Annotated in this window: 19 protein-coding genes; 8 read left to right on the forward strand and 11 right to left on the reverse strand. The window is 67.1% G+C overall.

Annotated features, from left to right (window positions below; all coding sequences use genetic code 11):
- Nucleotides 1–43 precede the first annotated feature (43 nt).
- Nucleotides 44–928: a PAQR family membrane homeostasis protein TrhA gene (trhA, locus tag AC1AZA_RS04035; RefSeq protein ID WP_476513444.1), complete on the reverse strand. Its 885-nt coding sequence runs from the start codon at nt 926–928 to the stop codon at nt 44–46.
- A 140-nt stretch (nt 929–1,068) separates the two neighbouring features.
- Between trhA and AC1AZA_RS04040 the strand changes: the two genes are divergently transcribed.
- On the forward strand, nt 1,069–2,553 hold the full coding sequence (locus tag AC1AZA_RS04040) for a sensor histidine kinase (RefSeq protein WP_476513445.1): 1,485 nt from the start codon (nt 1,069–1,071) through the stop codon (nt 2,551–2,553).
- 99 nt (nt 2,554–2,652) lie between these two features.
- Here the strand turns inward: AC1AZA_RS04040 and AC1AZA_RS04045 are convergent, their stop codons facing one another.
- From AC1AZA_RS04045 to AC1AZA_RS04055, 3 genes are all read right to left on the reverse strand, one after another.
- Nucleotides 2,653–2,931 carry a WhiB family transcriptional regulator gene (locus AC1AZA_RS04045; protein WP_169274709.1) on the reverse strand — a complete coding sequence of 93 codons (279 nt, stop codon included), beginning with the start codon at nt 2,929–2,931 and terminating at the stop codon, nt 2,653–2,655.
- 149 nt (nt 2,932–3,080) lie between these two features.
- The gene (locus AC1AZA_RS04050; RefSeq protein WP_476513446.1) at nt 3,081–4,889 is read right to left on the reverse strand and encodes an FtsK/SpoIIIE domain-containing protein; all 1,809 of its coding nucleotides are present in this window, start codon (nt 4,887–4,889) and stop codon (nt 3,081–3,083) included.
- Nucleotides 4,890–4,966: 77 nt separating this feature from the next.
- Nucleotides 4,967–5,884: an LCP family protein gene (locus tag AC1AZA_RS04055; protein WP_476513506.1), complete on the reverse strand. Its 918-nt coding sequence runs from the start codon at nt 5,882–5,884 to the stop codon at nt 4,967–4,969.
- Between the two features lie 732 nt (nt 5,885–6,616).
- Between AC1AZA_RS04055 and AC1AZA_RS04060 the strand changes: the two genes are divergently transcribed.
- From AC1AZA_RS04060 to AC1AZA_RS04070, 3 genes are read left to right on the forward strand one after another with little or no spacing between them, the layout of a single operon-like run.
- Entirely contained in the window at nt 6,617–6,916 is a 300-nt protein-coding gene (locus tag AC1AZA_RS04060; protein ID WP_476513447.1) for a WhiB family transcriptional regulator, read from the forward strand.
- A 52-nt stretch (nt 6,917–6,968) separates the two neighbouring features.
- Nucleotides 6,969–10,100 (forward strand): glycosyltransferase family 2 protein, encoded by a 3,132-nt coding sequence (locus tag AC1AZA_RS04065; protein ID WP_476513448.1) that lies wholly within the window; start codon nt 6,969–6,971, stop codon nt 10,098–10,100.
- Nucleotides 10,097–11,662 (forward strand): DUF5719 family protein, encoded by a 1,566-nt coding sequence (locus AC1AZA_RS04070; RefSeq protein WP_476513449.1) that lies wholly within the window; start codon nt 10,097–10,099, stop codon nt 11,660–11,662. Before AC1AZA_RS04065 ends, AC1AZA_RS04070 begins: the two co-directional genes overlap by 4 nt.
- A 12-nt stretch (nt 11,663–11,674) precedes the next feature.
- On the opposite strand, the gene AC1AZA_RS04075 is transcribed toward AC1AZA_RS04070, so the two are convergent.
- Entirely contained in the window at nt 11,675–12,115 is a 441-nt protein-coding gene (locus AC1AZA_RS04075; RefSeq protein ID WP_476513450.1) for a metallopeptidase family protein, read from the reverse strand.
- A 101-nt stretch (nt 12,116–12,216) separates the two neighbouring features.
- Between AC1AZA_RS04075 and AC1AZA_RS04080 the strand changes: the two genes are divergently transcribed.
- Both AC1AZA_RS04080 and AC1AZA_RS04085 read left to right on the forward strand, forming a co-directional pair.
- Nucleotides 12,217–13,026, forward strand: a complete 810-nt coding sequence (locus AC1AZA_RS04080) for an HAD-IIB family hydrolase (RefSeq protein WP_476513451.1) — start codon at nt 12,217–12,219, stop codon at nt 13,024–13,026.
- Between the two features lie 2 nt (nt 13,027–13,028).
- A complete protein-coding gene (locus AC1AZA_RS04085; RefSeq protein ID WP_476513452.1) occupies nt 13,029–13,826 on the forward strand; it encodes a ComF family protein in 798 nt (265 codons plus the stop codon).
- Here AC1AZA_RS04085 and AC1AZA_RS04090 read toward each other — a convergent pair.
- The 3 genes from AC1AZA_RS04090 to glgB all read right to left on the reverse strand — a co-directional run bounded on the left by AC1AZA_RS04090 (nt 13,804) and on the right by glgB (nt 17,884).
- Nucleotides 13,804–14,808, reverse strand: a complete 1,005-nt coding sequence (locus AC1AZA_RS04090) for a sensor histidine kinase (RefSeq protein WP_476513507.1) — start codon at nt 14,806–14,808, stop codon at nt 13,804–13,806. The genes AC1AZA_RS04085 and AC1AZA_RS04090 overlap by 23 nt on opposite strands.
- 74 nt (nt 14,809–14,882) lie before the next feature.
- Nucleotides 14,883–15,617 carry a response regulator transcription factor gene (locus tag AC1AZA_RS04095; protein WP_476513453.1) on the reverse strand — a complete coding sequence of 245 codons (735 nt, stop codon included), beginning with the start codon at nt 15,615–15,617 and terminating at the stop codon, nt 14,883–14,885.
- A gap of 41 nt (nt 15,618–15,658) precedes the next feature.
- The gene (glgB, locus tag AC1AZA_RS04100) at nt 15,659–17,884 is read right to left on the reverse strand and encodes a 1,4-alpha-glucan branching protein GlgB (RefSeq protein WP_476513454.1); all 2,226 of its coding nucleotides are present in this window, start codon (nt 17,882–17,884) and stop codon (nt 15,659–15,661) included.
- A 137-nt stretch (nt 17,885–18,021) separates the two neighbouring features.
- Here glgB and AC1AZA_RS04105 point away from each other — a divergent pair, with 137 nt between their 5' ends.
- Nucleotides 18,022–18,609, forward strand: coding sequence for a CarD family transcriptional regulator (locus AC1AZA_RS04105; RefSeq protein ID WP_476513455.1), 588 nt, complete (start codon nt 18,022–18,024; stop codon nt 18,607–18,609).
- A gap of 20 nt (nt 18,610–18,629) precedes the next feature.
- Nucleotides 18,630–19,106: a 2-C-methyl-D-erythritol 2,4-cyclodiphosphate synthase gene (gene ispF, locus AC1AZA_RS04110; RefSeq protein ID WP_476513508.1), complete on the forward strand. Its 477-nt coding sequence runs from the start codon at nt 18,630–18,632 to the stop codon at nt 19,104–19,106.
- 59 nt (nt 19,107–19,165) lie between these two features.
- Here ispF and AC1AZA_RS04115 read toward each other — a convergent pair whose 3' ends face one another.
- The 3 genes from AC1AZA_RS04115 to AC1AZA_RS04125 form a co-directional block, all read right to left on the reverse strand.
- Nucleotides 19,166–19,993, reverse strand: coding sequence for a metal ABC transporter permease (locus tag AC1AZA_RS04115; protein WP_476513456.1), 828 nt, complete (start codon nt 19,991–19,993; stop codon nt 19,166–19,168).
- A complete protein-coding gene (locus AC1AZA_RS04120) occupies nt 19,990–20,883 on the reverse strand; it encodes an ABC transporter ATP-binding protein (RefSeq protein ID WP_476513457.1) in 894 nt (297 codons plus the stop codon). Before AC1AZA_RS04120 ends, AC1AZA_RS04115 begins: the two co-directional genes overlap by 4 nt.
- Before the next feature lie 161 nt (nt 20,884–21,044).
- On the reverse strand, nt 21,045–22,115 hold the full coding sequence (locus tag AC1AZA_RS04125) for a metal ABC transporter solute-binding protein, Zn/Mn family (protein WP_476513458.1): 1,071 nt from the start codon (nt 22,113–22,115) through the stop codon (nt 21,045–21,047).
- Nucleotides 22,116–22,173: the final 58 nt, after the last annotated feature.

Consider the following 22,173-nt stretch of genomic DNA (forward strand, 5'->3'; position numbering starts at 1 on the left):
CGACGTTCCATGAGGAGCGCCGCCCCTTGGCGTTGTAGTCCGCCTACCACAGGTGCACGATCACCATGTAGATGGCCACCATGTGGCATGCGTACCCGGCCACGGTGCCCACGTGGAAGATCTCGTGGAAGCCGAAGACGCGCGGCCAGGGGTCCGGCTTGCGCAGCGCGTAGACGATCGCGCCGGCGATGTAGCAGGCACCGCCCGAGGCGAGCAGTACCACCACGGCGGGGCCGGCGACGGGGGAGACCCAGAACAGTCCCATGAACGCCACGCCGGAGACGCCGAAGACGATGTACGTGATGGTGTACAGCCAGCGGGGCGCGTTGATCCAGACCACGTGGATGAGGAGTGCCACCGCAGTGCACGCCCACATGCCGCTGATGATGAGGTTGCGCCAGAATGCCGGCAGCGCGAAGGCGACGGGCGTGTACGTGCCGGCGATGAGCAGGAAGATGTTCACGTGGTCGATGCGCCGCAGCACGTCCGTGACACGCGGGCTCCAGTCGCCCAGATGGTAGGCGGCCGAGTTGGTGAACAGCACGAGCGAGCAGGTCATGAACACTGCGCACGCCCATTTGAGCGAGGCGAACGGGGCGAGGCAGATGAGTACGATGCCGGCGGCCAGTGCGAGCGGGGCGGCGATGGCATGGATCCAGCCGCGCAGCATGGGCTTGGGACGGCCGTGTACGTCGAGCCGTACCTTGCGCTCCACTTCCGCGGGCGCGATGCCTTCGATGCGGGCGGCGCGCTCCTCCGCCTTGGCGATCACCTTGCTGGCCTTCTCCTCGGCCTTCATGCGGATGGTTTCCGCCTTGGCCTGTGCCGTGGCACGGACCGCGTCCGCCTTGGCCTGCAGGTGTTCCTCGCGTGCCTTGATGACGGCCTGTCGCTTCGCCTCGAGTTCGGGTGTGCTCCGTTTCGCCATGACCATGCCTCCGAATCCATCGACTCCGCCTCACTGGCAAACAACCTACGCTTGCGTAACCTACGATAGCGTAACCACGGTGGGATGCCAAGGGGCGACCCGCCGTGACATTGCCGCCACCGCCCCTTACACTAAGGGACATGGCTGATTTCACGCATATCCTCGCAACACGACCCGATCTGACCGAAGACGATCGCGAATGGCTCCATCATCTCGTGGGTGACTGGCAGGTGATTGCGGACCTGAGCTTCGCCGACCTCATGCTGCTCATCCAGAACGGGGACGGCGAGTACGTGGTGGCCGAACAGTGCCGCCCGTCCACCGTCATGTCCCTGCGCTTCGACGACGTGGTCGGCAAGGCCGTTTCCGCCGATCAGGTCTCCGAACTCGACCAGGCCATGAAATCCAGTACGGTCTTCCGCTCCACCCGCCTGCGCACGCAGGGGCGCAACACCATCTGCGACGTGTACGCGCCGGTCCGCCGTGGAGGCAAGACGCTCGGCCTCGTGGTGCGCGAGACCAACATGGCCACCCGCGAATCCAACGGCCGCTACGAGTCCGAGAGCATCAAGGCCGGCAAGCAACTGTTCGAGATGATCCCGCGCGGTCAGTTCCCGTACCGCGATTCGGTGCTGAACCAGCGCCACAACGCACGCGTATCCGACGGGTTCATCGTCCTCAACGCGGAAGGCATCGTACGCTATGCCTCGCCGAACGCCATCAGCTGCTTCCGCCGCCTCGGCTCCCTGCAGGTCATGCAGGGCCAGTACCTGTCCGAGATCGGCACCACGCTGCTCCATCAGAACGATCCGGTGCCCGAGACCCTGCCGCTCGTGCTCACCGCCAAGGCCCCGGTCGACTCCGAACTCAACGCGAACCGGTCCGCCGTCTCGTTGCGCTCGCTGCCGCTGTACGACGTGAACGGCCGCGTGGGTGGCATCGTGCTGTGCCGTGACGTGACCGAGCTGCGCCGGCGCGAGAAGGAACTGCAGACCAAGGACGCCACCATCTCCGAAATCCACCATCGCGTAAAGAACAACCTTCAGGCCGTCTCCGCCTTGCTGCGTCTGCAGGCGCGACGCACCAAGAACGAGGAGGTCCGCAAGGAGCTCGGCGAGGCGCAGCGTCGCGTGCAGACCATTGCCGTGCTGCACGAGGGCCTGAGCCAGAGCGCGGACGAGGTGGTGGACTTCGACAAGGTGATCGCCAACCTGCTGCGTCTGAGCGTGGATCTGGCCGTTGCCAAGGACCAGCACATCGAGATCAGCTATCTGGGCAAATTCGGCATGATGCCCGCGCAGGACGCCACGCCGCTGAGTCTGGTGCTCACCGAGCTGGTGACCAACTCCATCGAGCATGGCTTCGAGGGGCGCACGGAGGGCCACGTGACGATTTCCGTGGGCCGCGGCGGCAACAACCTCAACGTGGTGGTGGAGGACGATGGCAACGGTCTGGCCACCGAATCGCACGAGGGCATGGCGCGTTCCTCCGGTTCCGGACTGGGCACGCAGATCATCAACACCTTCGTAACCAACGACTTCGGCGGTACCGTGCGTTGGGAGCCGCGCCGCGAGGGAGGCACGCGCGTGATCCTCGACATGAAGCTGCGCGCCGCGCAGGAGTAGAGCTCTCATTTCCATTGCAGAAGGGCTCCGAATGCCGACTGTGGCATTCGGAGCCCTTCGTATGTTGCCGCCGACCGGGATGGTCGACGGGATGAAGCATCAGCCTTGCATCTGCATGGCCTGCGAGCGGCGGGCGCGCATGGCGCGGCGCTTGAGTGCGCGGCGCTCGTCCTCGCTCAGACCGCCCCACACGCCGTAATCCTGATTGGTGTCCAGAGCGCACTTCAGGCAGGCGTCGATGACCTTGCACGTGCGGCACACGGCCTTGGCCTCCTCGATCTGCTGATATGCGGCGCCGGTGTTGCCGACGGGGAAGAACAATTCAGGGTCCTTGTCCCGGCAGGCTGCCTTTGCACGCCAATCAAAAGCACTACTCATCTGTCGCCTTCCTTCGCGTCGATATCCACGGATTCGTTTTCAAGTCCTTATAGAAGGAAACCACGAATGGCCCGACTTTTCAAGAGCGTTCCTCCGTCAGGCGCAAGGTTTTCCGGCAAGGTTCCCCTTGACAGACTAATGCAGCCGTTTTACCCGGGCGCTGCATCGCACAGCTGGATCGGATCCGCCCGCCCCCGTGCGACGATGACGGCCCGTCCGGCAATCCGCGTCGCCTCGCCTCCGGCCCGTTCGAGCGCCTCGGCCGGAACCCCAGCCAGCAGGTCCGCCGTACGGTCGCCGCTCGGGAACACGACGCGTACGGTGATGCGCGCCGCATCCCCGAGTCGGCGCGCGGAGGACAGTGCGTAGATCACGGTGACGGAATCGTCGGCCAGCAGCCGCTCGAATGCCGTGCGCTTCGGGTCGCCGCCTAGGGGATCGGCCAGTGCGTCCGCGTTGTCGATGAGCGCCACGCGCGTTGCCTTGTCGGCGAGTTCCGGATCGGTGACGTACGCCACGTCGGCGCGGTCGAGCAGCCTGCCGATCGAGGCCAGCAACGTGCTCTTGCCGCGTTTCGCGCCGCCGATGACCGCCACGCATCCGCCGTCGAACGCGATGGCGCACGGGTGGATCGTCACCCCGTCGTCCCACGCGCCCACGACCGCCCCGCGCGCGTCCGCCGCGGCGTATGTTGCAGGCAGGTATTCCGGCAACGGTTCGCTGAACAGCTGCCCGGGGGATGCGACCCGGCAGAATCGTGCGGCATCGTTCACAGCGCGGACGATCGGCGAGGCATCCAGCGGTTGCGCGCAGCGGAATGCCGCCAGCTCGTCGCCGTCGTGACGGTAGCCCACGCCGGGGCTTGTAGAAGGGATGAGCGCCGCGGCCTTGGTGCCGAGCATGCTGATCGACTGCAGGTCGTCGCGCACGCGCATACACAGGTTGACCGCGATGTTCGCCTTCATGGCCGCGCTCACCTGCCCCATCGGATGCTGGGTGCACGCCACGAGGTTCATGCCCAGCGAGCGCCCCAGCGACGCCAGTCTGGTGAGCCGGTCCATGGCGTCCGGCAGTTGTTCGCGCAACGCGTTGAACTCGTCCACCATCACCAGCAGCCGGGGCGGGGGAGCGGCCAGATCGTCTATCTGTACGGCGTCCGATTCGGCCACCAGCCGTTCGCGGCGTTTGAGCTCGGCCTCGATCGCATTCAAGGCGCGCACCGCATGCGCCAGATTCAGGTCGGATACGCACCCGACCGTGTGCGGCAGCGCCTCCAGCCCCCGGAACGTGGCACCGCCCTTGAAATCGAGGAACACCATGGACAGCATGCTCGGCGGGTAGGTGGCTGCCAACGCCAGACACCACTGCCTCAGCAGCACGGACTTGCCCGAACCGGTGGTGCCCGCCACCAGCGCATGCGGGCCGTGCGCCGCCAGATCCATGACCAGTGGCCCGTGCTCGCCCATGCCGATCGCCGCCGGCTGGCTCGCCGGCGCACCCTCGCCTCTCCGCTGCCACGCCAGCGACCACCGGTGCACCACCGAGCGCCACCATTGCGTCCCGTCCTGCGGCAACGCCATGAGCTGCGCCCACGAGACGGAATCCAGCGGCGGGGGCAGTGTGCCGTTGCGCTCGGATCCCGGCCATGCGGTGCCGTCGCCGCGTTCGGCCGTGGCTTCCTCCTGCCCGGGGGATCGCTTCGACTGCCGGGTGCGCATCACCATGAACGAGGCGATGCACCCGAAGAGTCCCGGCAGCAGCATGAGCGCGAACGTCCACCGCCCCTCGAGCACCATCATCACCGCCATGGCGATCTGCGCGCACGCGGGGGCGAGCATGCTCATCAGCATCCATGGCGTGGACGGGTCAACGCTGCGCGCCGCAGGGCTCGTCGTAGCGTTCTTCGTCGCGTTCTTGGGCGCCGTGCGCGGCCCGGTTCGTCTGGAAAGAAGGGTCATGCCCCCAGTGTGCGGGGGCGCGGCACGCGGGTCAATTCATGCGCGGCCCGTGGTCGAACGTGCGCGAGGCCTTGTCGCTACAGGTTTCCCACGGTGCCCGGATCGTGCGTGCCCTTGGCGAGTTGCGTGAAGAGTTCCGTATTGCGCTTGCTGTCCAGCAGCACCGAGGATCCCACGCCGGCGCCGCGGTAGTCCGCGTCGGTCCAGTACACGGTGCCGGTCACGCCCCGGTCCCCGGAAGCGTCCTTGAAGGCGAACGCCATCTGCATGAGGCTCCACGGGCTGGCATGCTCGTCCACCACCATGGAGCCAAGCCCCGCCTGCATGAGCGCGGTGACCTTGCCGAAGTTCATGAGCGTATCCCGGGAGGCGGCCTTCTTGGTGATGGCGGAGATCACCTGCCGCTGGCGTTCCGCGCGCCCGAAGTCGCCCTTCGGGTCCGAATAGCGCATGCGGGAGAACGCGAGCGCCGTGCTGCCGTCGGCCGTGTGGCATCCGGCCTGCCAACTGAGGCCGGACTTCACATCGTTGACGGTGCGGTCGTAGCACAGTTCCACGCCGCCGATGGCATCCACCACGTTCTTGAGGCCTCCGAAGTGGATGACGGCCACGTGGTCCACGTTCATGCCGGTGATCGCCTCTACCTGCCCGACGAGCGCCGGATAGCCGCCCGCCGCGGCCGCCGCGTTGATTTTCATCTTGCGGCCGTTGACTTCCACGAGCGAGTCGCGCGGAATGGAGATGAGCGAAGCGTTGCCGTGCTGCGGCTTGGTGAGCACCAGAATGGTGTCCGTGCGGAAACCGTCGGTCGGGTCGTTGATGCCGGTGCCGTCGTTGGCGTCACGTTCGTCCGAGCCGAGCAGCAACCAGGTCTGCGCCGGCGTGTTGGCGGCTGCGGTGAGCATGTTCTGGTGAACCAGCTGGCCGTTGACCCAGCCCCATGCGCTGAATGCGCCTGCCGCGATCAGCGCGACGACGGCCAGCAGGGCGATCATCGTCACGCGGAGGGGACGATGGCGGCGTGCCGCGGCGGCAGCACTCGGGGAACGCCGCGGACGTGCGCTCTGCTGCGGCATGGGGGTTGCGCCTATGGGGCGGGAAACGGTGCGGGCGCGCTCGCGTGATGGTGTCCGGTGCGGTTGCGGCCGGAACTCGCACGGCCGTTCGGCGGTCGGCATGCCGGAGGCCTGCGCCATGCCGGCGGAAGGTGCGAAGGAGACTGCGGCCGGGGCGGTGGAAGCCGGTGCAGACGCTGCGCTCGCGGACGATGATCCTGCCGTGCGCGCCCGTCCATGTGCGCGGCCATCCGCGGCGGGGGAGAAGCTCGGCGGCTCCTCATTCCCTCCTGCGCGCGAGGCTGCGCGCGCATCGGCTCGCGCAGCGGAGGCATGTACGGCACGCCTGCGCGAGCCGGAGGGAATGAAGCTCGGCGGCGTGTCCTGCTGGTCCTGTCCTGTTGGCTGCGTCATGGTCCCTCCTGAAAGCAATGCGCTGCAAGCCTTGTTAACACGCGGCGGTGTGACGGGGTGGTGACGGTGGGCAATCCTCCGCAGGAACGGCACAACCGCTGCGCGAAACGCGGGGGAGGTGAGCCCCGCAAACCATTGACGTATACCATAGGGGCTTGCGAAACCGCGGCATTGACACGAAACAATTTGACAAATCTCAAGTGCCGCGTGTGTAATCTAGTACGTCCATGGTCATGCATCACACGCGAGGAGGACGGCATGTGGGGTCTGTTCGACGATTCCGACGACGACGCGCTGTCCCGCCTGTGGGGTTTGTTCCGTCAGGACGGCGATCTGTCCTGGCAGCACAAGGCCCTGTGCGCGCAGACCGACCCGGAGGCGTTCTTCCCGGAGAAGGGCGGCTCCACCCGTGAGGCCAAACGCGTGTGCGCCCGGTGCGAGGTGCGCGAGCAGTGCCTCAAATGGGCCCTCGAACATGACGAGCGCTTCGGCATCTGGGGCGGCATGAGCGAGCGGGAACGCCGCCGGTACAAGAAGGAACACAGGGGGCGTGCGTGACGCGCCGCCGTCGCGTGCCGTCGCGGCGGAAGACAACGCTTAGACTGGAAATATGACTTTTGAGACCTCTGCGGACGCAACCGTGCAACACCTGCTGGTGAACGTGCTTGCGGCCCGCTCCCGCGGCGTGCGTCAGGACGTGGACATGAGCGTCGTCGCCGTCGTCACCGTGGAACGAGACCGCCGCTTTCTGGCGGATACCATGCGCGCGGTGCTGTCCCAGCGCGTCCTTCCGGGCGTGATCGTCGTCGCGGACTGCAGCGGGCAGACGCCCAAACCGGTGTATTCCACCATGGAGGTCATTCGTCCCCATACGGCGCATATCGACCGCCTGCCGCAGGTCGCCACCGCACAGGTGCAGATCGTGGGGGTGACGGGCGCCGAGTCCTTCGGCGATGCCGTGGACAAGGCCCTGCGCGCCGCGAGGCTTCCGGACACCGCCGAATCCGTATGGCTGCTGCACGACGACTCGCGTCCCCGCGACGCCCGTTGCCTCGAAGCGCTCATCGAAGCGCACCGCAACGTGCCCGGAGCCTCCGTGATCGGCGCCAAGCAGCTCGCTTGGGATTCCGATGCGCTGCGTAACGTCGGCTACTATGCCGCGCCGCGCCACAGGGTCGTCAGCCTCGTGGTGGACGGGGAGCCCGATCAGGAGCAGTACGACGGCCGTCAGGACGTGTTCGCCGTCTCACTGGCCGGCGCGCTTGTGCCCCTGAGCGTGTGGCGTTCCCTCAACGGCACTGACGGCTGGTTCACCTCCTTCGGCGAATCCAAGGACTTCTGCCGCCGCGTATGCCTCAACGGCGGACGCGTGCTGGTGGTGCCCCGGGCCGTCATCGCCCACCGGCGCGCCCGGTTCGACGGCATCCGCAACCGTGCGGGCGAGGCCGTGGACGAGGAGGATGCCGGCAACGCCTACCTGTCTCGCATCACCGCCGACCAGCGCTACCGCATCACCGACGTGCGCCGCGGCACCTGGCCTCTGCAGTGGCTGTGGCTGCTGCTGCGCTCCGTGGGATTGTTCATCGCGCTCCTGTGCAGCAAGAAGCCGTACGAGGCCGCATGCGAACTCGCCCTGCCGTGGCGCGCCCTCGTGAACGTGGGCAAGGCGTCCGCAGCCCGGCGCCGGGTCGCCCGCCAATCCGTCACCTCGCTGAGCAGGCTCGGCGTGCTCGTGGCCAACGGCCAGCAGCTCAAGCGCTGGCGGGAACGCATCCGTGCCTTCGAATCGCAACGCTACGTGACGCTCCTGAGCCCGCTGGCCAAGGCCCACCTGCGCCGTCAATGGCGCGTGCGCGCCTTCTGGGCCGCACTCATGGCGCTCGCGCTGGCCGTCGCCGTCACCGTGCTGCGCTGGGACGTGGTGCGCGGACTGTTCGCCGGCGGCACGCTGGCCTCCGAAACGCTGCTGCCCACCGGAGCCTCTTGGAGCCAGCTTGTGGACGCCGCCACCACCCCCTACAACTTCGGCTTCGCTCTGGGCACGGCCGGTCCGCCATCTCCGTTCCTGCTGGTCCTGACCGCAGCGAGCGTGCTGACCGGAGGCCGGGTCGCCGCGGCCATGGCGCTCATCTACATGGCGGCGGCGCCCCTGTCCGCGCTGTCGTTCTGGGCGCTCGCCGGCATCTTCACCCGGTCCAATCCCGTGCGCGTGGTCTGCGGCCTCATGTGGGGCACGCTGGCCGCCGCGCTGGGACTCTACCATGCCGGCAACCTGCCCATGCTCGTGTTCATGGTCTTCCTGCCCGCGGCCTTCGCCTTCACCTTCCGTGCCACGGCCATGTATCGCACCGAGGATCCGGTGCGTCCCGTGGCGTCCGTGCAGCGTGCCGCGCTCGCCTCGCTGTGCTTCATTCCCGTGATGGACGCCGAACCGCAGACGCTGCTGCCCCTGCTGCTCGTCTTTCTGGGCTTTCTGGTGCTGGTGCGCCGTCATCGCCCCACGTTGCTGCTCATTCCGGTTCCCGCGGCGTTCACGCTCGCGCCCACGCTGGTCAACGTGGTGCATCACGTCGGATCCGGTGAGTGGCGCGCCCTGTTCGCCGACGCGATGCTGCCCGTTTCCGCGGTGAACGGCGCGCCGCAGGCCCTGAGCCTTGCGGACGTGACGGCGCACGTCTTCGGCATGGAGCTGCCCGCCGAATGGGTTGACGTACCGGCCTCCGGGCAGCTGATCGGCACTCTGGCGGTCGTCTCCGTGCTGGCGCTCGTGGCGTTGGCCGTCGTGGCGCTGCTGTTGCCCATGGCGCTGCGCATGTCGCGCATGATGTGGGTCGTCATCGTTGCCGGTGCACTGCTGGCGCTTGTTTCCGCTCGCGTGGCGATCGGCGTGGACGGGGACGGTCAGGTGGCCGCCTCCGTGCTGCCCGGATTCGCCATGGCCATGCTTGGCGTCATCTCCTGTGTATGCCAGGTGGCGGGTGGCGCGGTCAAGCGTTTCAGCCCGCTCGTGGGCATCATGACGGGAGGCAAGCGCGTTCCCGAACAGGGCGGTGATGCCTCGCGGGCCAGAATCGGCCGTGCCGTGCTCACGGTGGCGCTGGTATGCATCGTTGCGCTGTGGGGGGCGCTCGGAGCGCAGCGCACCCTCGCCGCCGGAGGGGTTTCGGCGCAGGACCGCGGGCTGCCGATGGTTGCCGAGGATTACCTGAACCAGAACCCGGGCCACCGGATCCTAGCGATCAGCGCGCAATCGTCCACCGTGGCGGATTTCACCCCCATGCGTACCGCGCGCGGCGACTTCCTCGACAACGCACCCGTCTCCAACGCGCTTGCAGTCTCGGGGCGCACGGACGAGGCCACCGAGCGCATGGCGTCCGCCGCGTCGCAGCTGCTGTCCAACAGCGATGCCGAGGCGATCCGCACGCTGAGCGATCTCGGGTTTGGCGGCGTGTTCGTCACTCCGGCGTCCGGCGACGTGACCGCCGACGCCGCATATGACGCGCTGGTGTCCAACATCACCGCCAGCGAGGGCACGCAGAGCGTGGTGAGCAACGCATCCGGCACCTACTTCCGCCTCACATTGGCGGACGCCTCCGGCCAGGGCGTCGATCTGACCGGTCTTGAGGATGCGCGGGCCAACGTGTGGCGCTGGGCGTGGCTGTGGGGCACGGGTGTGATCGTTGCGCTGTACATTCTGGTGGCCATTCCCAGCATTCGCAGACGAGAGCAGGAGCAGGCATGAGCGGCAATCCGAAGACGGGCAATCGCAGGGCGGCGCGCAGGGCGGCATCGCATCGCCGCACCGGATGGACCATGGGCAAGGCCGTCACGGGATTCGTCACGTTCGTGGCGCTGGTGGCGCTGCTCATCGGCATGGTCGTGGTCCGGCCGCTGCCTGCCTTGACCGCAGGCGGGTCGCGCGATACCTCCGCCATCGAACGTACCGTCACCCAGCGCGTCAGCGTCAACTACTGCCCTGCGCGCATGACGCTCAGCGACAGCACCCAGTACGGCGACAGTGCCTTCCAGACCAGCGAGGGGGACATCGCCTCGTCCTCCCGGTATGCGGCCTTCGGCGCGGTGTACAACTCGCGCATCGCCTCCATGACCGGCGAGGACAAGGGTGAGCTGGAGGACAAGGATCCCACCGATTCCTCGGCGGTTCGCACGCTCGCCGGCAATGCGGACGACGGTTCGCTGCTGCAGACCACCCGTCTGCTGTCCGCGGCCGACGGAACCGGTGTATCCTCCGCCACGGTGTCTTGGGCGTCGAGCGGGGACCTGCGCGGTCTGGCCGCCACGTCCTGCGTCGACGCGGGCCTGACCCACACGTTCCTGCTTCCGTCCACCCAGACCGGCTGGTCGCAGCGGCTCGTGGTCGCCAACGCGACGTCCAAGGCGACGACCGTGACCGTGCAGGCGTGGGGAACCTCCGGCGGCAGGCTGTCCCTGAACCTGTCCGGCACGCTGTCGGTGGGAGCGAACGCCGAATCGACGTTCGACCTGTCCGCCGCGGCCCCCGGTCAGGATGCGCTGTTCGTGACCGTCACCAGCCGTGAAACGCCGGTCAGCGCTCTGGTGCGCGTCACCGCCATGAACGGTCTGACGCCTCAGGGCAACGACGTGGTGCCCGAATCCGCCGAACCGGCCCAGCGCATCGCCATCGCCGGCGTGCAAGGGGTGCAGGGTGTGCGCGCGCTGCTGTTCACGCAGGAACAGGCGTCCGTGGAGCTGTCGTGGATCACTGCCAACGGGCTGGTGACCGCGAAAAGCGTCACGGTGACGCCGGGCAAGGTGGAATCCGTGGATCTGGGAGCCCCGCCGGCGGATGCGATCGGTGTGGGCGTCACCGCGAATGTTGCCGTGAACGCCTCCGCGGTTCTCACCCGTTCCGGTAACGGCGGTCAGTCAGATTTCGCGGTTGTGACCGGGGGAGAGCCGTCTACGGCGAGCGCGGTGGCGATTCCCGAGCAGGTGGATGCGACGGTGAACGTCACCAATGCCACACGCGAGGAGGCCTCCGTGACGCTGTTCGCCTATGATGCCGGCGGCAAGCTGCTCGGTCAGCGGCAGATCGATCTCAAGGCCAACGGCGCGGCATCGTTGGCGGCCGGCGATTTGGGACAAGGGGTGGCGGCCATTCGCATGGATGACGCCCAGTCCGCCGCAAGCTGGAACGTGACGCTGGGGAGGAGCGATCTGAACGACAAGCACGTGGGTGCCGTTGCCGTGATCGAACCTCGGGCGCTCACCCCGCTGCGTGCGCAGATCTATGCGCACCAGACGCTCGGCGTGGTCGGCTGATGGGGAGGCCCGTCACAGCCCCCATTCCGGATCGATCTCCTCGGGACGGCGTCCGTAATGGTCCGCAATGCGGGACACGAGCTCGTCGCGAATGATGAACTGCTGTTCGTCGCGGTCGCGCGTCTGCATCTGGATCGGCAGACGGTAGAGCACGATGCGCGGCGGAATGCCGTGGCTTGCCGGGAACGCCTTGCTCAGCAGGTCAGGCTCGTCCTCCCACGGCATCGGATCGGACGGGGGAACGTCCTCCACGGCGAACTGCAACGGCCCGAGGAGTTCCGGCCACGCCTCGCCAAGACGCTTGAGCTGCGCGGCCACCATGTCGTCGAACATGCCCGAACGCGTGCGGTACCTCGGCAGACGGGCTCCGAACGTGGGACGCCGCAGGCCGCGTCCGTGTCGGTTGCGGTAGATCTTGCCCATCCAGGGCGGTTCGGGTGACAGTCTTCTCATGAGCCCTCACCCTAGTAGCGAGGGACAACAAGAGCCGTAATGGTACTATGTTCTAGCCGGTCGGCGTTCCGTCCGGCTATGCCTGTACCAGAGGAGGTCGCATGTCCGTCGCCATCGCCGATTCATGGACCGCGGACCTTGCCGCCTTGGGCGCGCACGCCCGCGCGATCGGGTTCGATCTGGACAATACGCTCGCCCGCTCGAAGATGCCCATGCACAACGACATGGCCTCCGCGCTGGCCGCATTGACCCACCTGATCGACGTGGCCATCATCTCCGGCGGCCGCTACGAGCTGTTCGCCCGTCAGATTCTTACCGTTCCGGCGTTCGGCGGGGCCGATCGGAGCCGGCTGCACCTCATGCCTACGAGCGGCACCCGGTACTATCGTTGGCGCAACGACTCCTGGCACTTGGAGTACGAGCACGACCTGTCCGAGGCGGACCGGCGCGCGGCCATGGCCTCGCTGGAACGGCATGCACGCGAACTGGGACTGTGGGAGAGCCACGTGTGGGGGGAGCGGATCGAGGACCGCGGCAGTCAGGTCACCTTCTCCGCGTTGGGGCAGCAGGCGCCCGTGGACGTCAAGGAACGCTGGGATCCGGACAGCGCCAAGAAGAATGCGCTGAGCGCCGCCGTGGCGGCCGACCTGCCGCATCTGCTGGTGCGCGCCGGCGGCTCGACCAGCGTGGACATCTCCGGCCGCGGCATCGACAAGGGCTACGCGGTGCGTGAACTCGCCGGCATCCTTGGTATAGCGGTGGGGCAGATCATCTTCTTCGGGGATCGCATGGATCCGAACGGTAACGATTACCCGGCGGCGCAGGCCGGTACCATGCCGCTGCGCGTGCGCGGCCCCGAGGATACGCTTGCCGCAGTGACGCGCCTGATAGCCATGCTGGGCGGGAGGTAGCCGTGAACGGCGTGGCGCGGGCCGTGGCGGCATGGGAGCGTGAACTGCGCGACCTGCTGCTGCCTCGAGGCTGCGCCGGATGCGACCTGCCGGACGAGACGTTGTGCACGCAGTGCCGGGAGTCGTTCGCGCGCCACCGTCAATGGACGTTGCACCGGGACGGGGTCTGCATCCCCTGCTTCGCCTGTGCCGATTATCGCGGTGTCATCCGCCGGGCGATCCTGTCCTGGAAGGACCACGACGACGTGGAGCTGGACGGGCCCTTCGCCGATGGCATGGCCGATCTGGCCGCACAGGCCTCGATGACCGGTGCCGCTGCCATTGTCCCGCAGACGTCCGGTCGCATGCTGGTGGTGCCCGTGCCGTCATCCGCGGCTTCGCGACGCCGTCGCGGGCGGGCGCACGTGCTGCCGTTGGCCCGCGGCGTGGCGAAGGGCCTGCGTGAGACCGTGCCGGACGGTGCCGGCATGGGCATCGCGGTGGCTGACGTGCTGCGCGTGAGCGGCGTCAATGCCAAATCCGTGCAGGCGAGCGATGTTCGGCATCGCGCCCGCCGTCTGGATGGCCGGCTGCGCGTGGCGTCAGGAGGATTTGCAACGCAGGGGACAGGATCGCTGCAGGGCGCCGCAGTGGTGCTGGTGGATGACATCGTCACCACGGGGTCCACGTTGGCCCATTGCGTGCACGTTGTGGAGGCGGCCGGAGGCAGGGTTGCGGCCGCGTTCGCCTTGGCCCGGACGCCTGCGCCGGGGGAGTCCGGGCCAAGCGCCGGCGGGCTCAGTGCGTCTTGGGCAGCGTGATTTCGAAGTCCGCGCCGCGGTCGTCATCCACCACCTTGACCGTGCCGCCGTGCAGCTGCGCGGCCCAGCGTGCGATGGACAGTCCCAGCCCGGTGCCTCCCGATTCGGTGCCGGGGCCGGTCTTGCCCTTGACGAACCGTCGGAAGATGCCGGAGCGGGCCTCGGGCTCGATCTGCGAACCGAAGTTCACCACGTTGGTCACAACCGTGCCCTGCTGCTCGTTCTCGTGTGCTTCGATGAGCACGTCCGTGCCGTCGGGCGAATGCTTGAGCGCGTTGGCGATGATGTTGGTGAACAGCTGGCGCAGGCGGTCCTGATCGCCCTCCATGGTCAGGTCCTCGGGGATGTCCACGGTGATGCGGTGGGCGTGCCCGGCGTCGGCGATCTCCAGCGGCTCGACCGTCTCGTCGATGAAGTCCGCGAAGTCGAAGGGCTCGATGTTCAGGCTCGCCGCGCCGGCCTCCATGCGGCTCAGGTCGAGCAGGAAGGCGATGAGGTCGCTCAGCCGGTGCGTCTGGTTGAGGATGCCCTCGAGGTTCGCAGGCGTCGGCTCTGTCACGCCGTCCGCCATGTTCTCCACCATGGCCTGCAGGGCGGAGACGGGCGTGCGCAGTTCGTGGCTCACGTTGGCCACCATGTCGCGGCGCATCTGGTCGGCGTGCTGCAGCTCCCCGGCCATCTCGTTGAACGAGCGGGCCAGCTGGCCGATTTCGTCGTTGCGCAGGGTGGCCGCCTCGTCCACGCGCACGGTGTAATCGCCGTCCGCCATGGCCTTGGCCACGTCGCGCATCTGGCGCAGCGGGGCCGTCATGCCCCGCGAGAAGAGATACGTGATGCCCAGTGCCACGGCCAGCGTGAGCGGCATGGCAATCCAGCCGCTCCAGCCCACCTTGAGCAGGAACCAGGCCATCACGAACGCGATCGCGGTGGCGATTACGATGAGCGAACTCAGTTCGATCTTGAGTGACGTCAGATGCCCTATCGAGCGGTCGTCGCCCCTGCCGTGCGGACCATGGAGGGAGCGGGGCTCACGCCGTGCGTGCAGATCCTCGCGCTTCACTTGGCCGCAGTCCCGCCCGCCGGCGGCTCGAACGCGTAGCCCACGCCGTGCACGGTGCGGATCATCTCCGAACCGAGCTTGTGGCGCAACGCCTTGACGTGGGAGTCAACGGTACGGGTGCCGGAGGCATCCACCCAGTTCCACACCTCCTCGAGCAGCTTCTCGCGCGTGAGCACGGACTTGGGCTTGCGCGCGAGGGTCGCGAGCAGGTCGAACTCGGTGGGCGTCAGATGCACTTCGCGCCCGTTCAGCGTGACCATGCGCTGCGACGGGTCGATCACCAGGGAGCCGAAATCGAGCAGCTTCTCGTTCTCCGCGTTCTTGGCGATCACCTTGGCGCGTTCCACGCGGCGCAGCAGCGCCTTGCAACGGGCGATGAGCTCGCGCATGGAGAACGGCTTGGTCATGTAGTCGTCCGCTCCGGCCCCGAGCCCGATCACCTTGTCCGCCTCGTCGTCGCGCGCGGTGAGGATGAGCACCGGCACCGGGCGCTCGGCCACGATGCGCTTGGTGGCCTCGAGCCCGTCCATCACCGGCAGCATGATGTCCATGATCACCAGATCCGGCTTGAGCGTCGAGGCCGCCTGCACCGCGCTGGCCCCGTCGGAGGCCACGCGCGCGGTCCATCCCTCGGCCGTCAGTCGTTGGGCGACGGCCGTCGCAAGGGTCGGCTCGTCCTCCACCACCAGCACGGTGTGCGTGTCGCGATGCGTGTTAGCGCTATTGATCATTCCCGTAATGCCCTATCTTGTTGCTCGTGTTGTGTGACGAATCACTCTACCGGCTTCAAGAATAGTGCGCCGAGCGCCGGAACGGTGAGTTTGGCCGACCACGGGCGCGAATGGTATTCGCCCTCCACGGCCTCGATGCTCTCGTTGTGGATGCCGGAGCCGCCGTAGCGTTCGTCATCGGTGGTCAGCACCTCGACCCACTTGCCGCCCTTGGGCAGGGCCACCTGATAGTCCTGCCATGCGGTGCCGGCGAAGTTGACGATCACCACCAGCTCCTCGCCGTCCTTGCCGATGCGCATGAAGCTCAGTGTGTCGTGCTCGTTGTCGTCGGAGGTGAGCCACTGGAAGCCCGCCGGATCGAAGTCCTGGCTCCACAGGGCCGGTTCGTTGCGGTAGAACTCGTTGAGATCGGCCACCAGATGCTGCACGCCCTTGTGATCGGCCCAGTCGAGGCAGTCCCAGTCCACGGATGCGTTGTAGTTCCACTCGCCCCACTGCGCGATCTCGTTGCCCATGAACGTGAGGTTCTTGCCCGGATGCGCCCACTGGTAGGCGAACAGGGCGCGCACGCCGGCGTACTTCTGCCAGCCGTCGCCCGGCATCTTGCCGTACAGCGAACCCTTGCCGTACACCACTTCGTCATGGCTGATGGGCAGCACGTAATGCTCCGAATAGGCGTACACCATGGAGAACGTGATCTCGTTGTGGTGGTACTGGCGGTTGATGGGCGTCTCGTGCAGATACTCGAGCGTGTCGTGCATCCAGCCCATGTTCCACTTGAGACCGAAGCCGAGTCCGCCCGCGTCGGTGGGAGCCGTCACGCCCTGCCAAGCGGTGGATTCCTCGGCGATCATCATGATGCCGGGGTTGTTCTTGTACGCGGTGGCCGTGGCCTCCTTCAGGAAGTCGATGGCCTCCAGGTTCTCGCGTCCGCCGTAGATGTTCGGACGCCACTGGCCGGGCTCACGGCTGTAGTCGAGGTAGAGCATGGAGGAGACGGCGTCCACGCGCAGCGCGTCCATGTGGTATTCGGACAGCCAGAAGCTGGCGTCGGCCACGAGGAAGTTGCGCACCTCGTGGCGCCCGAAGTTGAACACGTAGGTGCCCCAGTCCGGGTGCTCGCCGCGCAGCGGGTCCGGGTCCTCGTACAGCGGGGTGCCGTCGAAGCGGCCCAGCGCGAAGTCATCCTTGGGGAAGTGCGCGGGCACCCAGTCCATGATCACGCCGATGCCGGCGCGGTGGAAGGCGTCCACGAGCGCCTTGAAGTCGTCCGGGGTGCCGAAGCGGGAGTCGGCCGCATAGTAGCCGGTCACCTGATAGCCCCACGAGCCGGTGAACGGATGCTGCTCGAGCGGCATGAACTCCACGTGGGTGAAGCCCATCTTCTTGACGTACGGCACGAGCTGGTCGGCCATGTCGCGGTAGCTCAGGCCCTGCTTCCAGCTGCCGGCGTGCACCTCGTAGATGGAGACCGGTCCGGCGTGCGGATCGGTCTTGGCGCGGCGGGCCATCCACTCGTCGTCCTGCCATTCGTGGACGGATTCGACCACCACGGACGCCGTCGCCGGCGGGATCTCGTGGGAGCGCTCCATCGGATCGGCCTTCTGCTTCCACTCGTGGTTCGCGTTGAGGATCTCGAACTTGTAGCGCGCTCCGTCGCCCACGCCGGGGATGAACAGCTCCCAGATGCCGGACGATCCGAGCTCGCGCATGCCGTGGCGGCGGCCGTCCCAGTCGTTGAAATCGCCTACCACGCGCACGGCATGGGCGTTCGGGGCCCAGACGGTGAACGCGGTGCCCGTCACGTCGCCCATCGGGTCGTCGTAGTGCAGCACGCGCGCGCCGAGCATGGTCCACAGCGTTTCGTGGCGGCCTTCGCCGAACAGGTAGATGTCGAGGTCGCCGATCGTGGGCAGGTAGCGGTACGGGTCGTCCTCGGTGACCGTGCGGCCGTCGCCGTAGTCGGTGAACACGCGGTAATCGGGCACGGACCAGCCGTCGTCCGTCTTTTCGGCGGGGATGACGGTGGTGAAGATGCCGTTGAACTCGTGGTAGGTGGCCCAGTCGCCGTCGAGGGTGACGATGATGACGGACTTTGCCAGCGGACGCAGCACGCGGATGGTCACCTTGCCGGCGTCGTTGCCGTCCATGAGGTGACCGCCCAGCACTTCGTGCGGGTTGAAGTGCTTCGCGTTGCTGACCTGATCGAGGATGCTGTAATCCACGGGGAGCGGATTCGTATTGGCGGGATGGATGATTGTGCTCATAACGCGAGTCTACAACGGATGCGCCGCATTGTCGCACCGCCGGTGAGCCGTTGCGCGGGGTGCCGTTAAGTCCATGGGGGGTGGCACAATTATTCGAGTTTTTGTGTGCATGCTGATTGCGTATTTGCGGAGGGCTCATGGATTACAAAGTCGGCGATATGGTCGTCTATCCTCGTCACGGTGCTGCGAAGGTGGAGGCCATCACCGAAAGGACCGTCAAGGGCGTCACCAGGGAATACCTGCAGCTGTCCGTGCTGTCCAGCGACGGTCTGGTGATCAACGTTCCGGTGGAGAACGCCAAGAAGGTGGGCGTCAGGGACATCGTGGACGCCAACGAGGTGGCCAAGGTCTTCGAGATCCTGCGCACGCCCATCGTCGAGAAGGAAATGAACTGGTCCCGCCGGTACAAGCTCAACGTGGAGAAGATCGCCACGGGAGACGTCAACAAGATCGCCGAGGTGGTGCGTGACCTCGCCCAGCGCGACGTGGACGAGCACGGCCTGTCCGCCGGCGAAAAGCGCATGCTCACCAAGGCGCGCAGCATCCTCACCTCCGAGATCGCCCTGTCCGAGGACCTCGACGAGCCGACCGCGCAGCGGTTGCTGGACGTGAACCTTGGCTACGAGAAGCCGCAGCCCGGCGACGAGAAGCATCACACCGAGGCGCCCGAGGAGCCGGCGTCCCAGACGCTCGCCCGCATCGAGAGCTCCAAGAAAAAGAAGTGAGCGGCGGCGCCATGCCGGCCATGTCCATCGGGCAGGGGTTCGATGCCCATCGCTTCGCCACACCCGGCACCGGCCGCGAACTGTGGGTGGCCGGATTGCGCTGGGACGGTCAGGGCGAAGGCATCGAAGGCGACTCCGACGGGGATGTGGCCGTTCATGCGCTCATTGACGCCGTGCTGTCCGCCGCGCATCTGGGGGACATCGGCACGCTGTTCGGCGTGGGTGCGGATTCCGCGGGTGCAGGCCAGCACGGACTGCCCATGCTGGAGCGCACCGCAGCGTACCTGAGCGCGCATGGGGCGTGTCCGTCATGCGCATCCGTGACGATCGTCGGCAATCGGCCCAAGATCGGTCCGAGGCGCGCCGAGGCCGAGACGGCACTGTCTCGGGCCCTCGGATGCCCGGTGTCCGTCACCGCCACCACCACGGACCATATGGGCTTCACCGGCTTGGGCGAAGGCATCGCCGCCATCGCCAACGCCATCGTGACGCTGTGACGCCTCGGCGGCTGTTTCGGATCCACACGGGCTACCTCGCGTCCGGATCGGCCTGCGAACTATCCGCGCAGTGCGGCCACGCCCTTGGCGATCGCCCAAAACAGCGTGGACAGCGTGACGATCACGAAGCTCGGCGGTACCGGGAACATGGATGCCAGCACCAATCCACCCCAGATGGACGCCAGACACAGCAGCGTGGCGGTCACCATGGCGGCGAACGGTGAGGCGGTCACGATATTTGCCGTGGCGGCAGGGGTGATGACCAGTGCGAAGATGAGCAGTGTGCCCACGGCGGGCACGGCGATGGTGATCACGCCCGCCATCATGGCCATGAACACCAGGTTCATCGCCCCCACGGGCACGCCCTTGGCGCGGGCCACCTGCTCGTCGAGCGAGCTGAACAGCAGCGGACGGTAGACGATCGCCAAGACGACGAGCAGCACCATGTCGAAGATGGCGAATCCCTTGATCTGCCCGTCCGTGATGGTGATGATCGAGCCGAAGAGAATCGATTGCATCTGCTGCGAGGCCTGCGTGGACATGCGCGCGAAGAACAGGCCCAAACCGGTGGCGAAGGCGAGCACGGTGCCGGTGGCGATCTCCCGCTGCGAGACGCGCTTGCCCAGCGCACCGATGAGCAGTGCGCCGCCGAGCGCGAATGTGCCGAGGCCGGCGGCCACGGGCAGGCCGAGCAGCACGGCGCCGGTCGCGCCGGGCAGTCCTATGTGCGCCAGCGCGTGGGCGGCGAACGTGGAATGCCGGGCGATGGTGAAGTAGCCCATCACGCCGGCCGCCACGGCGATGCACACGCCGGCGGCGAACGCGTTGAGCATGAACGGTGCGGTGAGGGTGGCCATCCAGTCGGGGTCGAAGGCGAAGCGGATCATGCGATCTCCTTTGCGTGTGCGGCGTCCGCTTCGGCGTGCCCGTTCCCGTGCGGATGCATGTGGTCGTGGAATTCGGCAACCTCCGCCACGTCATGCGTGTCCGGGATCACGCCGTCGCGTTCGTCCAGTGCATTGGGGGTGACGAACATGTCGCCCTGCGGCGTGGTGACCACCTGAACCTTCGTGCCGTACAGATGGGTGAGCAGGGTGGAATCGAGCACGGCGTCCATGGCCGCATAGTGCGGGTGCCCGTCCAGCAGGTAGACGGCTCCGGTGAGGATGGGCAGCAGCATGTTGAGGTCGTGCGCCACCACCTGAATCGTCATGCCGAGCTCACGGTTGAGGCGGGCGAGCACATGCACCACCGACCGCTGGCTGGCAAGATCCAGATTGGCGAGCGGCTCGTCGAGCATGAGCAGTTCCGGGTCGCATGCCAGCGCCTGCGCGATGGCCACGCGCTGGCGCTGGCCGCCGGAAAGCTGGCTGAGCCGCAGTTTCGCCTGGTCTTCCACGTTTACGAATCGCAGTGCCTCAAGGGCCTTGGCCTTCTGGGCCTTGGTGACCGGATGGATGCCGAAGCGCGTGCCCGTGATCCCCAGCAGCACGGACTGCTCGGCGGTGAGGTTGGAGTCGATGTCGTCGGTGTAGCTCTGCGGCACGTAGCCGATGCGCGCGTTGGCCTTGCCCGCCGGTTCACCGAGCACGGTCACGCTGCCTTCGGACAGGGGCAGGAGCCCCAGCTCGGCCTGCATCATGGTGGTCTTGCCGGTGCCGTTGGTGCCTACGACGGCCGTCACCGTGCCCTGCTCAATGCTGAAGTTGCCGTTGCGCCATATCGTTCTGCCGCCGCGCGTCACCGCCGCATGGTCGAAGACGATGCTTGCCGTCATCCCGCTCGCTCCTTGCCGTTTGCGATTCTCCATGGCCCTGCCACGCGATTTCCGTCACGCGGCCCAACAGAGGGATTGTGACAGATGGTGATGACAACCGTTATCAGTTATACGGGGCTATTGAGAACGGCGGTGATTACGCCCCGTCCGGTGGGCGCCGGTCAGTTGCGGACCGGTCCCGTCGTGGCCGTGGGGTTCATGCTCGCGACCGGACCCAGCGTGCTCATGGACGGCGACGGGGATGCGGAGTCCGAAGCCGAGCCGGATGCGCCCGCCCCTGCTTCAGGCTGCCCGAGCGCCTCGCCGAAGTTCTTCACCAGCGCGCCGATCCAGTCGGTCAGCGTGCCGTACTCCTCGGGCATCTGCTCGGTCACATCCACCACCGGCACGTCGGACTTGTGCGCCACCCCGGTCACCAGATTCGTGGTGTCGGACGCCTCCTGCGGGTTGTTCACCAGCACGTCGGCCGTATGCCCCTCGAGCGCCTGCTGCATGGCGTTCAGATCCGCCGGGGCCGGTTCGCTGTCGTTCGCCACGGCCTGCGCGTAGCCCTTCGGCGTCACGTCCTTCATGCCCAGATCGGCCAGCAGGTAGTAGGCCACGGACTCGGTGGCCGCATACGTGCCGTCCTTGTGTGCCGCGGCGAAATCCTTCATCTGCTCCTCAAGCGTCTTCTCCTGCTCCTGCCAGGCGGCGAGCTGCTCGTCGAAGTACTCGCGGTGGTCGGGCTGCAGCTTGGCGTACGTGTCCGCCAGATCCTGCGCCACGGCGTTGCGTGCGTCCTTGGAGAACCACAGGTGGGGGTTGTCGCCGTCGGAGGCGCCCACGTTGCCCGCAGCGGTGACCAAGGCGGTCTGCTTGGTGACCGACTTGGTGGCCCACGCATCGTATCCGGCGCCGTTCGCCACCACCACCTGCGCTTTGGAGATCTTTGCCACGTCCGCGGTCTGCGCCTCGAAGTCATGCGCCTCCACGGTGTTCGAAGCGAGGATGGACGTCACGTCCACGTACTCGCCGCCGATCTGCTTGGCCAGGGAACCCCACTGGTTGATCGAGGCGACCACGGTGATCGGCTTGTCCGAGGATGCGGAGGCGCCGGCGGAAGGGGACTGGGCGGGCTGCGCGGCGTCGCCGCCGTTCGTGCCGGAGCCGCATGCCGATGCGAACGACAGTGCCACGATGCCCGCCGCCGCGGCCGCGATCCGCGCGATGCGATGCCATGCTGCCTGCATAAGGTTCCTCCCTGCTCACGATGCGCTGGTGCCCGCGGCCCGCCGAATATGGAACGGC

It is taken from the genome of Bifidobacterium sp. LH_389 (genome assembly GCF_056357235.1).

Coding starts and splice junctions, on each gene's coding strand:
- AC1AZA_RS04045 (WP_169274709.1), bottom strand. CDS start 2,931: ATGAGTAGTGCTTTTGATTGGCGTGCAAAGGCAGCCTGCCGGGACAAG.
- AC1AZA_RS04040 (WP_476513445.1), top strand. CDS start 1,069: ATGGCTGATTTCACGCATATCCTCGCAACACGACCCGATCTGACCGAA.
- AC1AZA_RS04105 (WP_476513455.1), top strand. CDS start 18,022: ATGGATTACAAAGTCGGCGATATGGTCGTCTATCCTCGTCACGGTGCT.
- AC1AZA_RS04115 (WP_476513456.1), bottom strand. CDS start 19,993: ATGATCCGCTTCGCCTTCGACCCCGACTGGATGGCCACCCTCACCGCA.
- ispF (WP_476513508.1), top strand. CDS start 18,630: ATGTCCATCGGGCAGGGGTTCGATGCCCATCGCTTCGCCACACCCGGC.
- AC1AZA_RS04050 (WP_476513446.1), bottom strand. CDS start 4,889: ATGACCCTTCTTTCCAGACGAACCGGGCCGCGCACGGCGCCCAAGAAC.
- AC1AZA_RS04065 (WP_476513448.1), top strand. CDS start 6,969: ATGACTTTTGAGACCTCTGCGGACGCAACCGTGCAACACCTGCTGGTG.
- glgB (WP_476513454.1), bottom strand. CDS start 17,884: ATGAGCACAATCATCCATCCCGCCAATACGAATCCGCTCCCCGTGGAT.
- AC1AZA_RS04095 (WP_476513453.1), bottom strand. CDS start 15,617: ATGATCAATAGCGCTAACACGCATCGCGACACGCACACCGTGCTGGTG.
- AC1AZA_RS04125 (WP_476513458.1), bottom strand. CDS start 22,115: ATGCAGGCAGCATGGCATCGCATCGCGCGGATCGCGGCCGCGGCGGCG.
- AC1AZA_RS04070 (WP_476513449.1), top strand. CDS start 10,097: ATGAGCGGCAATCCGAAGACGGGCAATCGCAGGGCGGCGCGCAGGGCG.
- trhA (WP_476513444.1), bottom strand. CDS start 928: ATGGCGAAACGGAGCACACCCGAACTCGAGGCGAAGCGACAGGCCGTC.
- AC1AZA_RS04080 (WP_476513451.1), top strand. CDS start 12,217: ATGTCCGTCGCCATCGCCGATTCATGGACCGCGGACCTTGCCGCCTTG.
- AC1AZA_RS04120 (WP_476513457.1), bottom strand. CDS start 20,883: ATGACGGCAAGCATCGTCTTCGACCATGCGGCGGTGACGCGCGGCGGC.
- AC1AZA_RS04075 (WP_476513450.1), bottom strand. CDS start 12,115: ATGAGAAGACTGTCACCCGAACCGCCCTGGATGGGCAAGATCTACCGC.
- AC1AZA_RS04060 (WP_476513447.1), top strand. CDS start 6,617: ATGTGGGGTCTGTTCGACGATTCCGACGACGACGCGCTGTCCCGCCTG.
- AC1AZA_RS04055 (WP_476513506.1), bottom strand. CDS start 5,884: ATGATCGCCCTGCTGGCCGTCGTCGCGCTGATCGCGGCAGGCGCATTC.